The 15,566-nt window shown below is 64.3% G+C and carries 11 protein-coding genes; 9 read left to right on the forward strand and 2 right to left on the reverse strand.

The window, feature by feature from the left end:
- Positions 1-785: 785 nt before the first annotated feature.
- From mads1 to ABIC63_RS14710, 9 genes are all read left to right on the forward strand, one after another.
- Complete coding sequence (gene mads1 / locus ABIC63_RS14670) at positions 786-998, forward strand: methylation-associated defense system helix-turn-helix domain-containing protein MAD1 (protein WP_354320297.1); 213 nt, start codon at positions 786-788, stop codon at positions 996-998.
- 28 nt (positions 999-1,026) lie between these two features.
- A complete protein-coding gene (locus ABIC63_RS14675) occupies positions 1,027-4,263 on the forward strand; it encodes a helicase-related protein (RefSeq protein WP_354320298.1) in 3,237 nt (1,078 codons plus the stop codon).
- Positions 4,260-5,039, forward strand: coding sequence for a DUF4391 domain-containing protein (locus ABIC63_RS14680; RefSeq protein ID WP_354320299.1), 780 nt, complete (start codon positions 4,260-4,262; stop codon positions 5,037-5,039). Before ABIC63_RS14675 ends, ABIC63_RS14680 begins: the two co-directional genes overlap by 4 nt.
- 22 nt (positions 5,040-5,061) lie before the next feature.
- Positions 5,062-7,098: a site-specific DNA-methyltransferase gene (locus ABIC63_RS14685; RefSeq protein ID WP_502935877.1), complete on the forward strand. Its 2,037-nt coding sequence runs from the start codon at positions 5,062-5,064 to the stop codon at positions 7,096-7,098.
- Between the two features lie 2 nt (positions 7,099-7,100).
- Positions 7,101-7,742 (forward strand): type II toxin-antitoxin system toxin DNA ADP-ribosyl transferase DarT, encoded by a 642-nt coding sequence (darT, locus tag ABIC63_RS14690; RefSeq protein WP_354320300.1) that lies wholly within the window; start codon positions 7,101-7,103, stop codon positions 7,740-7,742.
- 14 nt (positions 7,743-7,756) lie between these two features.
- Entirely contained in the window at positions 7,757-8,818 is a 1,062-nt protein-coding gene (gene darG, locus ABIC63_RS14695) for a type II toxin-antitoxin system antitoxin DNA ADP-ribosyl glycohydrolase DarG (protein ID WP_354320301.1), read from the forward strand.
- Positions 8,815-11,811, forward strand: coding sequence for a type III restriction-modification system endonuclease (locus tag ABIC63_RS14700; protein ID WP_354320302.1), 2,997 nt, complete (start codon positions 8,815-8,817; stop codon positions 11,809-11,811). Before darG ends, ABIC63_RS14700 begins: the two co-directional genes overlap by 4 nt.
- Positions 11,812-11,988: 177 nt before the next feature.
- A complete protein-coding gene (locus ABIC63_RS14705) occupies positions 11,989-12,699 on the forward strand; it encodes a hypothetical protein (protein ID WP_354320303.1) in 711 nt (236 codons plus the stop codon).
- A gap of 205 nt (positions 12,700-12,904) precedes the next feature.
- The gene (locus tag ABIC63_RS14710; protein WP_354320304.1) at positions 12,905-13,426 is read left to right on the forward strand and encodes a P-loop nucleotide/nucleoside kinase family protein; all 522 of its coding nucleotides are present in this window, start codon (positions 12,905-12,907) and stop codon (positions 13,424-13,426) included.
- A 62-nt stretch (positions 13,427-13,488) separates the two neighbouring features.
- On the opposite strand, the gene ABIC63_RS14715 is transcribed toward ABIC63_RS14710, so the two are convergent.
- Positions 13,489-14,469, reverse strand: coding sequence for a D-2-hydroxyacid dehydrogenase family protein (locus tag ABIC63_RS14715; RefSeq protein WP_354320305.1), 981 nt, complete (start codon positions 14,467-14,469; stop codon positions 13,489-13,491).
- Between the two features lie 8 nt (positions 14,470-14,477).
- Positions 14,478-15,470: a Bug family tripartite tricarboxylate transporter substrate binding protein gene (locus ABIC63_RS14720; protein ID WP_354320306.1), complete on the reverse strand. Its 993-nt coding sequence runs from the start codon at positions 15,468-15,470 to the stop codon at positions 14,478-14,480.
- Positions 15,471-15,566 lie beyond the last annotated feature (96 nt).

The raw sequence follows: 15,566 nt of genomic DNA on the forward strand, positions 1-15,566 counted from the left end.
GGCCGCTGGCCAAGCGGTTGGGCTGGGTCCGGCAGTGCGAGGGCGGCTGATCGGGTGGGAAGTCCGGTGGCAAGGCGTGCACCCTCTGGTAACGGTGTGGACCGTATCGTATCGGGCGGGGGCAGCGGGAGTGGGTAGACCGGAGAGCTGGTGTTTGACGTGTCTGCGCCGCAGGACGTGCCGGTCAGGCGGCAAGGATCCTTTTCGCGACGGCTTTGGGTTTTGATGCGCCGATGAACCTCGAACGGCGCCGGTGCAGCGATTGCTGCCACTGGCCTGCTGCGCGCGAACTCACGCTGACTGGCCCCTCGCGGGCGTAGGTTTAAGTCACCCCGGGTGCACTATAAGGCGACCTTCGACGACGGCAAGGGCTTCATGCAGAGCGGGATGATCACCAAGATCAATCGGCGAACGGCAACGCTAGGCGATGGGCGGAAGGCACTGGTGCGTCGACTTCCAGTTGCTACGGCCAGCCTTGGAGTTGTAGCGCTCCACCGCCAGTCAACGGGGCGCTGTGCTCCGCTTACGCTGAGGCCGCTAGTCCACGCGCCAATCTTGGCATAGGCGATCATGGGCTAAATGCACCTCGTCGGCTGCCGCTGAATGGATGGCCAGGCTCCAAACGCTTGGAAAGCGCGCGACGACTCGGGCGTCGGGCGCCTCTGGCGGCGCCTTCGGCCGTCCGAAATCAAGACGCTGCAATCAGCCTCCACGGGTTGTACAGCTTTGATCTGTCGTGTACTCCTCTACACTGGCTTTCCTCCCCAGCTCCAGTCATTTTTGCCATGAATACCGCGACCGACAGCGTCATGACCGTGAAGGAGGTCGCCGACTACCTGCGCGTGAATCAGCGCACCGTCTACCGGCTGGCCGTGGACCGCAAGCTGCCTGGGTTCAAGGTGGGAACGACTTGGCGCTTCAAGCGTGCGGACATCGACCGTTGGATCGACGCTCAGGCAACTTCCAGTCTGCCTGAGCCTGGTGTAGGGATCAGCTAGGGGGCTGAGGACGCCGGAGGGAGCGCTCATGAAACTGGTGCAAAACAGCGGCTCGGACCGCGTGATCGACCTGCTGCTGCCGCACTTGGTGTCCGGCAGCAGGCTCGGCTGTGTCACGCCCTCGTTTTCGCTGCATGCCTTCGCAGAGCTTCGCGAAGCCTTGAATAGGCTGGGGCAGGTGCAACTCGTCCTGCCTGCTGATAACGAGCAGCTAGAGTTGCTTGGCGGGGAGGGTGACCGCGCGCATCGAAATCGCCTTCAAGCTCGATGGCTGGCGAACCAGTGCTCCCAATGGCTGACGCAGAAGGCAGAGGTGCGCCGTGCGCATGGCCGAGTGCCGCAAGGCGCCGCGGTGCTGACGAGCGCCCGCGATGAGCCTGCGCAAGTAGTCCTGGGCTCGTTTGCACTCAGCTCTGAGGGCTTGGGCTTGGCCCCAGGCAATCCCTTGAATCTGATCCAGGCCTCTGAATCGCCGGAGGAGGCCCGCACGTTGGCGCGCTGGTTCGACCAGCAATGGAGTGCGCTGCGGCAGCAGCCTGACGGGGCGCAGAGCCTGGTCGACGCCCTCAAGGGCATGGCGGCGCACCGAGCACCCTTCGAGGTGTACGCGCTGATCCTGCACCATTTGCTCGGCAATCGCGACGAGGCGCTGGACGAGGACCGCATCGTCAAGGCGGCCACTGGCATTCGCAATACCGTCATCTGGAAGAAGCTCTTCAAGTTCCAGCGCGATGGTGTCGTAGGCGCCATTGACAAGCTGGGCCGCTTCGGCGGCTGCATCATTGCCGACTCAGTGGGGCTGGGTAAGACCTTCGAGGCGCTGGCCATCATTAAGTACCACGAACTGCGGAATGACCGGGTTCTGGTGCTGGCGCCCAAGCGACTGCGCGACAACTGGACGCTCTACAAGGCCAACGACCGCCGCAACATCCTGGCCGCCGACCGGCTCAACTACGACGTCCTGAATCACACCGACCTGTCGCGCGATGGGGGGCAGTCCGGCGACATCGACCTGGCGCACGTGAATTGGGGCAACTACGACTTGGTCGTCATCGACGAGTCGCACAACTTCCGCAACAAGAAGTCCCCCAAGCAAGGTTCCGAGACCCGCTACCACCGGTTGATGCGCAAGATCATCCGCGAGGGGGTCAAGACCCGGGTGTTGATGCTCTCGGCCACGCCGGTCAACAACCGCCTCTCCGACCTGCGCAACCAGATCGCCTTCGCCACCGAGGGGGACGACACCGCCCTGCAAGACCACGGCATCGCCAGCATCGAGCAGACCACCCGCAAGGCGCAGATTCAGTTCAACCGCTGGCTGGACCTGCCCGAGGAGGAGCGCAACCCCGGCCGCCTGGTCGAGATGCTGGGCTTCGACTACTTCACCCTGCTGGACCATCTGACCATTGCGCGGTCCCGCCGGCACATCGAGCGCTATTACGGCACCGAAGAGACGGGGCGCTTCCCGGAGCGACGACCGCCCATCAACATCAAGTCCGATGTAGACACCGCAGGGCAATTTCGTGCGATCCGGGACATCAATTTGGAGATTCGACGGCTCAACCTGGCGTCCTATGCGCCGATGCGCTATGTCCTGCCCCACAAGGCGCAAGCCTATGACGCCAAGTACAGCACCGAAATCCGCGGCGGCGAGAGCATCTTCCGGCAGGCTGATCGTGAAGAGAGCCTGATCCACCTGCTGCGCGTCAATGTGCTTAAGCGCATGGAGAGTGCGGTCTCCTCGTTTGCGCTGACCATTCAACGGCAGCTCAAGGACGTGGAGAGCACGCTGGCTCGCATCGACGGGCATGCGGCGGAGGCCGACGAGATTGAAGAGTTGGACATCGCCGATATCGACATCGACGATCCGGCCTTCGAGCAGTTGCTGGTCGGTCGCAAGGTTAAGGTGCTGCTCAGCGATGTGGACCTGCATCGCTGGAAGCAAGACCTCATCGAGGACCGGAACCGTCTGGACAACCTGCTGCAGGCCGCCCAACAGGTGGATGCCGCACGCGACGCCAAGCTGGCCAAGCTGCGCGAAGTAATCGAGCGCAAGTGCCGCGAACCCATCAACGTGGTGGGCGGCAAAGCCAACCGCAAGATCGTCGTCTTCACCGCGTTCTCCGACACGGCGCATTACCTCTACGCCCAGCTGGCGCCGTGGGCCAAGGAGAAGCTGGGGCTTGACGCCGGCCTGGTGACCGGCTCAGCGGGCATCCAGTCCACGCTGCCGGGCCTGCGCAAGAGCATGAGCAGCATCCTTTCCGCATTTGCCCCTCGTTCCAAGGAGCGCCCGGCCGAGCTGGCCGATGAGGGGGAAATCGACCTGCTGATCGCCACCGACTGCATCAGCGAAGGCCAGAACCTGCAGGACTGTGACTGGCTCATCAACTACGACATCCACTGGAACCCGGTGCGCATCATCCAGCGTTTCGGGCGTGTGGACCGGATCGGCTCGCCGAACCAGAGCGTTCAGCTCGTCAACTTCTGGCCGAACATGGAGCTGGAGGAGTACATCGGCCTGGAGCAGCGTGTCAGCGGCCGCATGGTGCTGCTGGACGTGTCGGCCACCGGCGAAGAGAACCTGATCGAGCAGCAGTCAGGCAATCCGATGAACGACCTGGAGTACCGGCGCAAGCAGTTGCTGAAGCTGCAGGACACGGTCATCGACATCGAAGACCTCGCCAGTGGCGTCTCCATCACCGACCTGACGCTGACCGACTTCCGCATCGACCTTGCCGAGTTTCTGAAGGAGCACCCCGGCGTGCTGGAAGAGGCGCCCCTGGGCTCTTATGCCGTCACCTCCACCATCGACGCCGACATTCCGCCCGGCGTCGTCTTCTGCCTGCGGGCCGAGGGGGCTGCCGCAGCCAAAGGTGCGGCGTTGGACTACCCACTGGCACCAATCTACCTCGTGCACTTGGGCGACGATGGTGCTGTCCTGCTGCCTTACCCGCAGGCCAAGCGCGTCATGGACCGGCTCAAGCGCGTGGCGCTGGGCCGTGAGTTGCCGGACGAGGGTGCGTGTGCCCGCTTTGACCGGCAGACCCGCCAAGGCGAGGACATGCGCCATGCGCAGAAGCTGTTGGCGGCCGCCATCGCCTCGGTCGTTGGCAAGGCTGAAGAGCGTGCTGTGGCCAGCTTGTTCGCGCCGGGCGGCACGCATGCCATGAAGGGCGAGTTCGCGGGGGCCAACGACTTCGAGGTGCTGGCTTTTATGGTCATCCTGCCCGGCAGCACCCACCCTCAAGGGGGCGCCGCGTGAGCGACGCCGTGCGCGCTCTGCGCGATGCGATCGTGGCGTCGCTGGCCTTGCCGCCGAGCTGCAGGGTGGATCAACGCGTGCCCAAGAAAATGATGGCAGAGCATGGCGGAGCCACCGCGGCCGACCGCCGCCTGCTCACCGATGGCATCGAAGAGACTCAATGGCTGGCCGCCATCAAGCCTGCGACGACTGCCATTCCGACTTGGCGGGATGAGGCTCGGGAGTATCTGGAGCTCGCCGTGCTGAGCATGGCGGTGCGGCCCACTCATGCCCAACCGGCCCAGTTGCAGCGCCTGGCCGAGCTGGTGCACCGGGCCGTGCCCTACCCGGTGGTGCTGATCGTCAGCACGCCGGATACGGTGGTCATGAGCCTCTCGCACAAGCGCACGGCTCAGAACGAGGCGGGGCGCGTGGTCTTGGACGGCGATGTCGTGAGCGTCCAGTTCAGCGATGAGGTGCCGGATGGGTTGCTGTATGCCTTAGCGCTTGGGCAGCAGCCTCAGCAAGACCTGAAGGCGCTCTACCAAGGCTGGATGGACACCCTGTTGGCTGCCCAGGTGGCGCGAGTGACAGGGCACTTCCGTACGGACCCCACACCCGACCAGGCCGCCATGCGGCGGATCGCCTTGATCGAATACCACCGACTGGAGGCTGAGGCCGCCCGCTTGCGGGCCCTGGCTGGCAAAGAAAGCCAGATCGCCAAGCGCGTGGATCAGAACCTGGCCCTGCAGCGGCTGCAGGCCGAGCTGGCTGCGGTGCGTGCCCGGCTCCGATGACACAACAAGAACAGACACATTCATGACGAACTCGAACATGCAGAAAATTACCGCCGGCGCGCCCGAGGCCCAGTCCGCCGACCTGGTGGCCGGCAACATCGCCCAGCTCAAAGCCTTGTTCCCCGAGCTCGTCACCGAAGGCCCCAAGGGCGCCGCCATCAACTTGGACGTCCTCAAGGCCCTGGTGGGCGACGCCACGGTCACCGATGCCGACGAGAAGTACGGCCTGAACTGGCACGGCAAGCGCCGGGCGCGCCAACTGGCCCTGACGCCCAGCACCGGCACCCTGCGCCCTTGCCCTGAAGAGAGCGTGGACTGGGACAGCACCCAGAACCTCATGATCGAGGGCGACAACCTGGAAGTGCTGAAGCTGCTGCAAAAGAGCTACGCAGGGAGGGTCAAGCTCATCTACATCGACCCGCCCTACAACACGGGGAAGGACTTCGTGTACCCGGACAACTTCCAGGACAGTATCCAGAACTACCTGAAGCTAACGGGGCAGACGGAAGGCGGGACCAAGGTATCCACCAACTCCGAAGCAAGTGGTCGTTTCCACACGGATTGGTTGAACATGATCTATCCGCGTGTGAAGCTGGCCTGGAACTTGTTGCGGGCTGATGGTTTTTTGCTTGTAAGCATTGACGATAAGGAGTTTTCTCATCAACGGCTCGTATTGAACGAGCTCTGCGGTGAGGAGAACTTCATTGCGATTTTGGTGTTTGATCGCAACCGAAAGAACGACGCCAAATTCGTGTCCGCTGGTCACGAATACATGATCCTGTTCGCTAAGAACAAGCAATTGCTGACCGAGCTGGACCTACGGCTCCGCGCTCCTAAAGAGGGAGTGGATGAGGTACGGGAACTGTTTGCCGAACTCAGGAAACAGCATGGCGATGACTTCGCAGCGATCCAAGAGGGTCTGAAAGAACACTACGCAGCGTTTTTAGAAGACGACCCGCGTCAGCCGCTTACCCGATTTACGAAGGTCGACGAGCGTGGACCATATCGCGACGATGGTGATCCAAGCTGGCCAGGCGGCGGTGGTCCCCGGTATGACGTTTTGCACCCGATAACGGGCAAGCCGTGTACGGTTCCGAGCCGCGGTTGGGTATGGCCGACATATGAGCGAATGGCGCAGGAGATTGCCGCTGGTCACATTGTTTTCGGGGAAGATGAGAGGCGAATCCCTTCAGTTCGCCGGGACCTCTTTGAGAAGGATGACCAAGTACTGCGTAGCGTGATCTTCAGTTACGCGCAGAAATCGAGCCAGGACTTTGCCAAACTGTTCGATGGGAAGGCTGTCTTTCAGAACCCCAAGAGCTACCGAGACCTTCAAAGGCTGATTGCCTATCTCACGGAACCTGGCGACATCGTGTTGGACTTCTTTGCTGGGTCTGGAACGACTGGGCATGGAACCATGCTCGCGAGTCTCGATGCACAGCCCCCTCGCAGATTCGTACTGGTTCAATTGCCTGAGCCGCTTGATCCAGCGGACAAAGACCAAAAGGTCGCTGCTGATTTCTGCGCCGAGATCGGCCGGCCGGGAACCATTGCAGAGCTCACGAAAGAGCGGCTGAGACGTGCGGCCAAGCAAGTTCAGGCTGAAGCCCCGCATCACTCGGGTGACCTAGGCTTCCGAGTATTCAAACTCGACGCATCCAATATTCGTGCATGGACTCCGAAGTCTGACGATCTGCTTCAGTCCCTGCTCATCCATCAGGACCACGTTGTGCCCGGTCGCACCGAGCAAGACCTGCTCTATGAAATGCTGCTTAAGCTCGGCCTCGACCTCTGCGTTCCCATCCAGCAGCAAACCATTGCCAGCAAGTCCGTCCACGCCGTGGGCGCCGGTGTGCTGATAGCTTGCCTGGCCGAGGCCATCACCGCCGCTGAGGTGGAGCAACTGGCTGAAGGTGTAGTCCAGTGGCACCAGCAACTCGCGCCGGCCGGCGAGACCACCTGCGTATTCCGCGACAGCGCTTTCGCGGACGATGTGGCCAAGACCAACATGGCGGCCATCCTGCAGCAGCACGGCATCCAGAACGTGCGGAGCCTCTGACTATGGCCGTGCCCGACCGCCCGAAGCTGTACCACATCTGTCATGTGGACCGGCTGCCGTCCATCATTGCCAGCGGCGGTCTGCTGTCCGACGCGGCCGTGGTGCAGGCCGCGGCGCCCGGGACGGTCATCGGCATGAACCACATCAAGCGGCGCCGGATGACAGAACTGCAGTTGAGCTGCCACCCGGGCTTGTATGTGGGGCAATGCGTGCCGTTCTACTTTTGTCCTCGCTCGATCATGCTTTACCTGATCCACATGCGGAATGCCGACCTCGCCTACAAGGGCGGACAAGGTCCTATCGTGCATCTGGAGGCCGATCTGCTCGCGACCGTGGCCTGGGCCGCTGGTCAAGGTCTGAGGTGGGCATTCACGCTCTCGAACGCCGGGGCTTACTACTTCGAGGACCGTGCCGATTTGGCTCGGCTGAACGAAGTGGATTGGGAGTCCGTGGGCGCCACCGACTGGCGTGGACATAGGAAAGAGGGCAAGCAGGCCGAGTTCTTGCTGGAAGAGCGCTTCCCCTGGCATTTGATCGAACGCATTGGGGTACTGTCGAAGCTCATTGCCACCCAGGTCGCGCATACGCTTCCGGTGGGAGGCCACCGGCCCCCCGTGCAGCTCATGGCCGATTGGTACTACTGAATCGGAGACTGACCATGATCGAACTCACCAGTGGTGACATCCTGAAGGACGACTCGGATGCCATCGTGAACACGGTGAACTGTGTCGGCATCATGGGCCGCGGCATTGCGCTGCAGTTCAAAAACGCCTGGCCCGAGAACTTCAAGGCCTACAAGGCGGCCTGCGACCGCGAGGAGGTGCAGCCCGGGCGCATGTTCATCTACGACACGGAGCAACTGGCCGCACCGCGCTACATCGTCAACTTCCCGACCAAGCGCCATTGGAAGGGCAAGAGCCGCATGCAGGACATCGACGCCGGCCTGGAGGCGCTGGTGCGCGATGTTGCGCGCCTGGGCATCCGTTCGATCGCCATCCCGCCGCTGGGCAGTGGGCTGGGCGGCCTGGAGTGGGACGAGGTGCGCCCTCGCATCGAGGCCGCCATGCAGGCGCTGCCCGATGTGCGTGTCCGCATCTACGAGCCCAAGGGCGCCCCGGCGGCGGACAAGATGCAGCACAGCCGCGAGGTGCCGCGCATGACGGCCGGCCGGGCGGCGCTCGTCGAGTTGATGAATCGCTATGTGCAAGGTTTGCTGGACCCGGCCATTTCGCTGCTGGAAGTGCACAAGCTGATGTACTTCATGCAGGAGGCGGGCGAGCCGCTGCGCCTCAGCTACGTTAAGGCGCCGTATGGCCCCTACGCGGAGAACCTTCGGCATGTGCTGCAGAAGATCGAGGGGCACATGGTGGCGGGGTACGCCGATGGTGGCGATGACCCCACCAAGCCATTGACCGTGGTGCCCGGAGCGATAGAGGAGGCCGGGGCCTTCCTGGGTAAGCACGCGGATACCCGCGCGCGCTTCGACCGCGTTGGTGATCTGGTTGAGGGTTTCGAGACGCCGTTCGGGCTGGAGCTTCTGGCGACCGTGCACTGGGTGGCTTCCCACACGGTCGCAGGTGGGGGTATTGAAGACGTGGTCCGGGAGACGCATGCCTGGAACAACCGGAAGAAGCAGTTCACCCCGCGGCAGATCGGTATTGCATTGAACGTGCTCGATGCCAAGGGCTGGCTGCCTGCCGCAGAACAGGTGGGCGCATGAAGCTGCACTTCGAGCCCGATCTGGATTACCAGAAGCAGGCCATCGAATCAGTCTGCGACTTGTTCCGAGGCCAGGAGGCCTGCCGGACGGAGTTCACCGTCACCATGCGCTCGCCAGAGCAGCAGCTCACCCTGGGCGTGGCGGAGACCGACCTGGGCGTGGGCAACCGCCTGACCCTGCTCGATGACCAATTGCTGAAGAATCTGCAGGATGTCCAAATGCGAAACGGCTTGGCGCCAGCCGGCACGCTGGCGTCTGGCGACTTCACTGTCGAGATGGAGACTGGCACCGGGAAAACCTATGTCTACCTCCGCACGATCTTCGAATTGAACAAGCGCTACGGCTTCACCAAGTTCGTTATCGTCGTGCCGTCGGTGGCCATCAAGGAAGGTGTCTACAAGTCGCTGCAGATCACTGAGGAGCACTTCAAGGCCTTGTATGCCGGCGTGCCGGTGGACTTCTTCCTGTACGACTCGGCCAAGCTGGGGCAGGTGCGCAACTTCGCCACCAGCTCGGCCATTCAGGTGATGGTGGTCACCGTGGGCGCCATCAATAAGAAGGACGTCAACAACCTCTACAAGGACAGCGAGAAGACCGGCGGCGAGAAACCCATCGACCTGATCCGGGCCACGCACCCCATCGTCATCGTCGACGAACCGCAGAGCGTGGACGGCGGCCTGACTGGTGCGGGCAAGACCGCGCTGGATGCGATGAACCCGCTCTGCACCCTGCGCTACTCGGCCACGCATGCCGACAAGCACCACATGGTGTTCCGGCTGGACGCCGTGGATGCCTACGAGCGCAAGTTGGTCAAGCAGATCGAGGTGGCGGCGGCAACCGTGGAGGACGCCTTCAACAAGCCCTATGTGCGGTTGGTGGGCGTCACCAACAAGCGCGGCCGCATCACCGCACAGTTGGAACTGCATGTGCAAGAGGCTGCGGGGCCGAAGCTGAGGGAGCAGTCCGTCAGTGACGGCGACGATCTGCAACAGGTCACCAAGCGCGCGATCTATGCTGACTTCCGCGTCGGCGAAATCAACACGGCCAAAGGCTCCGAGTTCGTAGAGCTGCGCTACCCCGGCGGCGAGGTGGCGCTGGCCATCGGCGAGACGCACGGCGGCGTGGATGAGCTGGCCGTGCAGCGCGAAATGATTCGTCGCACGATCCGCGAGCATCTGGAGAAAGAGAAGCTGCTGCGGCCCAAAGGGATCAAGGTGCTGTCGCTGTTCTTCATCGAGTCGGTGGATCGCTACCGCAAGCTCGATGCACAAGGCCAGGCGGTGAAGGGCGACTACGCGCGAATCTTCGAGGAAGAGTACCGCCGCGCGGCCAAGCTGCCCAGCTACCAGAGCCTGTTCGCTGAGGTTGACCTGACGACGGCAGCCGAAGAGGTGCACAACGGCTATTTCTCCATCGACAAGAAGGGCGGCTGGACGGAGACGGCCGACAACAACGCGGCCGGCCGCGAGAACGCCGAGCGGGCCTACAACCTCATCATGAAGGAAAAGGAGCGGCTGCTGGACTTCGCCACGCCGCTGAAGTTCATCTTCAGCCACTCCGCGCTCAAGGAAGGCTGGGACAACCCCAACGTCTTCCAGATCTGCGCGCTGCGTGAGATGGGCTCCGAGCGTGAGCGCCGCCAGACCATCGGCCGCGGCCTGCGCCTGTGCGTGAACCAGGCGGGGGAGCGAGTGCGCGGCTTCGATGTCAATCGCCTGACCGTCATCGCGACCGAGTCGTACGAGGACTTCGCGGAGAACCTGCAGAAAGAAATCGAGGCCGACACGGGCATCCGCTTCGGCATCGTTGAGCCACATCAGTTCGCCGGCATCCCGGTGGCGGGCGCTGACGGGCAGGTGACAGCCCTCGGGGTGGAGCAGTCCAAGCTGTTGTGGGAACATTTGAAGGCTGCTGGCCACATCGACGGCAAGGGCAAGGTGCAGGACTCGCTCAAGCAAGCGCTGAAGGACGGCACGCTTGCATTGCCCGATGCGTTTGCCGCACAGCGAACGCAGGTGCTGGAGCTGCTGCGCAAGGTAAGCGGGCGCCTGGAGGTGAAGAACGCGGACGAGCGCAGGACGGTAGCGTTGCGCAAGGGCGCAGATGGCAAGGCAATCACATTGGGCGAGGAATTCAAGGCCCTGTGGGATCGCATCAAGCACAAGACGACCTACCGGGTGCAGTTCGACAACGCCAAGCTGCTGCAGGACTGCACCAAGGCGCTGCGTGACGCGCCATCCGTTCCGAAGGCGCGCTTGCAATGGCGCAAGGCTGACATCGCCATTGGCAAGGCGGGTGTGCAGACTAACGAGCAAAAGGACAGCGCCTACACCGTGGGGCTGGACGAGTCGGGCATCGAGCTGCCAGACCTATTGACGGACCTGCAGGACCGCACCCAACTGACGCGCCGCAGCCTGGTCACCATCCTGACCGAGTCGGGGCGCTTGGATGACTTCCGCCGCAATCCGCAGCAGTTCATCGAGCAGACGGCCGAGCAGATCAACCGCTGCAAGCGCCTCGCGCTGGTCGACGGCATCAAGTACCAGAAGCTGGGTGACCATCAGGTCTACGCCCAGGAGTTATTCGAGCAGCAGGAGCTGACCGGCTACCTCAAGAGCATGCTGCAGGACACGGCCAAATCCATCCACGAGCATGTGGTGTATGACTCCACCACCGAGCGTGACTTTGCCCAGGCGCTGGAGTTCAACCAGGACGTAATGCTGTACGCCAAGCTGCCCAACTGGTTCAAGGTGCCCACCCCGCTTGGCAGCTACAACCCGGACTGGGCCGTCTTGCTGCAGAAGGACGGCATGCAACGCCTGTACTTCGTGGTGGAGACCAAGAGCAGCCTGTTTGCCGACGATCTGCGTGACAAGGAGTGGGCCAAGATCGAGTGCGGCCGCGCGCACTTCGCTGCGCTGGCGACCGGCGAGAACCCCGCGCGCTACGTGGTGGCGAGGTCCTTCGATGATGTGCTGCAGACGGTCAATTGACCGTCTGCCCACGCGACCGACAGCGACGGGCGCACTTCGGACCACGGAGCCTTTGAATCATGTCCGCCAGATATCGGACACAGCGGTCGTCCGGGTTAAAAAAATCGAACGACCACAGACAGCCTGAAGCCGCCCTTCAACCACCACAATCAAGGCTCCCGGACAGTCCATCACGCTGTGCCCAGCGCCTACTTCTCGCTCCAACTGACCTTCGCCGCGCACTACGCGACCGCGGCAGACGTGCCCTTCGACGTCGCGGTCGCACGCTGCACCAACCTCCGCCGCCGTCTGCATCTCTGGGGCGAAAGCGGTGCCGAACAATGGGCCATCTTCCTGGCTGAACTGGGCACGGTCAGCCATGACCAGGCGGCCCTGCTGTCGACCACGCTCAAGTTCCACAAAGCCCGCCCACCGCTCGCTCCTGCGCCGACCTTCGGATGCTTCTCATACGACAGCCCCAATGCCACAGGGGTGCTGCGCATCCACTTCATGCCGCCGGAAGGTCTAGCCGCCAGTCCGCTCGCCGCCGCTGCGGTGGACGCGCGCCAACATGAACTGCGCGCGATGTTCCAACACGTTCGCAGCGCCCATCCTGAAGCACGGTCGGTCATGGGCGTCTCCTGGCTCTACAACCTCCGGGCCTACACGCGCTTGTTCCCACAGGCCTTCATCGAATCCATCCAGCCCGTCAGCGGTCCGCTGCACCTGAACGGCAGCTCCACCTGGGGCCAGGTGCTCGACTGGCGCCAGCAGGTGAAGCCAGCCGTGCGTGATGAACTGCTGCGCCGGCTTGTCGACATGGACGTGGCCGCGCCTTGGCGCGTGTTTCCCTTGCAGGCCCAGGTGGCCATGTGCGACGTGCAGGCGTTCCATGACCTCTTCACCTGAAGGTCGAGCGTGACCGGTTCCGTCTCCGCAGCCCCGGCCGCGCTGTTAAGCTGGCCCCGCCATGACCGCCCCGCGCATCGCCTCCATCATTCGCCCCATTCCGGGGTGGGTGGGTTAGCGCGCGGCCCAGGTCGCCATCCGCAACCCGCCCGGTGAGGCGGGTTTCTTCTTTCTGTCTCCCGGGCCCTCGTCACAGGAGATCGAAATGAACCCGCCACAAGTCCCGCCCCCTTCTGCGCCCCTTTCTTCCGTCGCCACGCTGCACATGGTCTGCGGCAAGATCGGCTCGGGCAAGTCGACGCTGACGCAGCGCCTGGCCTCCGCCCCCGCCACGGTGCGCATCAGCGAGGACGACTGGCTGTCGCGGCTCTACCCCAACGAGATCCACGCGCTCGCCGACTATGTGCGCTGCGCGGGCCGCCTGCGCGAGGCCATGAGCGGTCACGTCGAATCGCTGCTGCGCAGTGGCGTGTCGGTGGTGCTCGACTTTCCTGCCAACACGGTCGCCACGCGGGCCTGGATGCGCGGCTTGTACGAGCGGGCCGGCGCCGCCCATGCCCTGCACCTGCTGGACGTGCCTGACGAGGTGTGCAAGGCCCGTCTTCGCGCCCGCAATGCGGCCGGGGACCACCCCTTCGAAACGAGCGACGCCGAGTTCGACCAGATCTCCCGCCATTTCGTGCCACCGACGGCGGACGAAGGCTTCAACGTGATCCGCCACGGCTGAGCGCCGCGGCGCATCCAGCCGCTCTGGCGTGCCGGGCCGAGCGGCCCGCGTGCCCGAGGGGTTCAGCCCGCCCGCGCGCCCAGCACTTCCTGATTGACGATGTTCCGCGGCTGCCCTTGCGCAAAGGCCACGATGTTGTCGAAGGCCGTGCCGAAGTAGTGCTCGTAGTTGTCGCGCTCCACATAGCCGATGTGCGGCGTGCACAGGGCATTGGGCAGGTCGAGCAGCGGGTGGCCGCCTTGCAGCGGCTCCAGGTCCTGGTCGAAGACGTCTACCGCGGCAAAGCCGGGGCGGCCGGCGCGCAGGGCGTCGACCAGGGCGCCGTCCTCGATCAGCTCGGAGCGGCTGGTGTTGACCAACACGGCACCGGGCTTCATGCGGGCCAGGTCGGCGCGGGTGACGAGGCCCTGCGTCTGCGGCACCAGGCGCACATGCAGGCAGACCGCATCGCTTTCGGCAAAGAAGGCCTCGCGCGAAGGCGCCACGTCGAAGCCATCGGCACGCGCCGCAGCGGTAGAGGCTTCGCGGCCCCACACCCACACCTGCATGCCGAAGGCACGGCCATAGCGGGCCACCTGGCTGCCGATGCGGCCATAGCTCCAGATGCCCAGCCGCTGGCCGAAGAGCTGCTGCCCCAGGTGGCCCTGCCACTGGCCGGCGCGCAGCCGGTTGGCTTCGTCCACCAGGTGCCGCCGGCTGGCCAGCAGCAGCGCCCAGGTCAGCTCCGCCGTCGCCGCACCCGAGCCGCGGCCGTCGGCCACGGCCACGCCGTGCGCGGTGCAGGCGGCCAGGTCCACATGGCCGGCCACCTTGCCGGTCTGGCTGATCAGCTTCAGCCGCGGCAGCCGCGACAGCAGCTCGGGGCCGACGCGGGTGCGCTCACGCGTGAGCACCACGGCGTCGAAGTCCTGCAGGCGCTCGGCCAGCGCGGCCGGGTCGTGCAGGGTGTCGTGGAAGACGGTGACTTCGTGCCCGGCGAGCTTGCCGAAGCAGGCCAGCCCGCGCACGCAGTCCTGGTAGTCGTCGGGAATCGCGATCCGCATGGCGTCCTTCAGTCGAGCTTGATGCCGAGTTCGGCAATGGTCTTGCGCCATTGCACCAGGTCCTTGCGGATGATCTCGCCGTATTCGGCGGGCGGCACGCCGCCGGGTTCGATGCCCTGTGCGCGGAACATGGCCCGCAGTTCGGTCTCCGAGAGTGCGGCCTTGACCTCGCGGTACAGCGCATCGATCACGGGCGCCGGCGTTCCTGCCTTCACCAGCAGCCCATACCAGCCATGCACGTCGAAGCCCGGATAGCCCTGCTCGGCCACGGTGGGCACCTGCGGCAGGCCGTCGAAGCGCTGGGCCGGTGCCACGGCCAGTGCGCGCAGCTTGCCGGCCTGGATCTGCCCGAGGGCCGTGCTCATGTCCAGGAACATGAACTGCACACGGCCGCCCAGCAGATCCTGCACGGCCGGGCCGGCGCCGCGGTAGGGCACATGCGTGGCCTGGATGCCCGCGCGCTGCGCGAACAACGCACCGGCCAGATGGGCGGAGGTGCCGATGCCCGAGGACGCGTACGACAGGCTGCCTGGGTTGGCCTTGCCCATCGTCACCAGCCCCTGCAGGTCGGTGGCCGCAAAGTCCGGCTTGACGACCAGGGCGTGGGGGATGAGGCCGACGATGGTGACCGGGCTGAAGTCCTTCAGGGTGTCGAAGGGGTAGTTGGGCATCAGCGCGGGGTTGGTCACCGCCAGGATCGAGGGCATCACCAGCGTGTAGCCGTCGGCGGGGTTGCGCCCGATCTCGCTCAGGCCGATCACGCCACCGCCGCCGGGCTTGTTGTCGACGATGAAGGGCTGGCCGGTGGACTGGCCCATCGCCTTGGCGATGGCCCGGGCCATCAGGTCCGTCGGGCCGCCCGCCGCGAACGGCACGACGATGCGGACTGGCTTGTTCGGGAAGGGCGCCTGGGCCCAGGCGCTGGGCAATACCGCGCCGAATGCGGCGGCCTGAAGAAGCGAGCGGCGGCGAAGCCGAAGAGAGGTGGCAATGGGGGTCATCGAAAGTCTCCGGGCCGAACCGGTTGCATGACCGGCTCGTGCATCGGAAACAGCTTAGGCCAGGCCCCGCCCTGCGCGAAGACCGCCATTCCACCT

This window comes from Pseudacidovorax sp. 1753 (assembly GCF_040544975.1).
Taxonomy (GTDB): Bacteria; Pseudomonadota; Gammaproteobacteria; order Burkholderiales; family Burkholderiaceae_C; genus Xenophilus.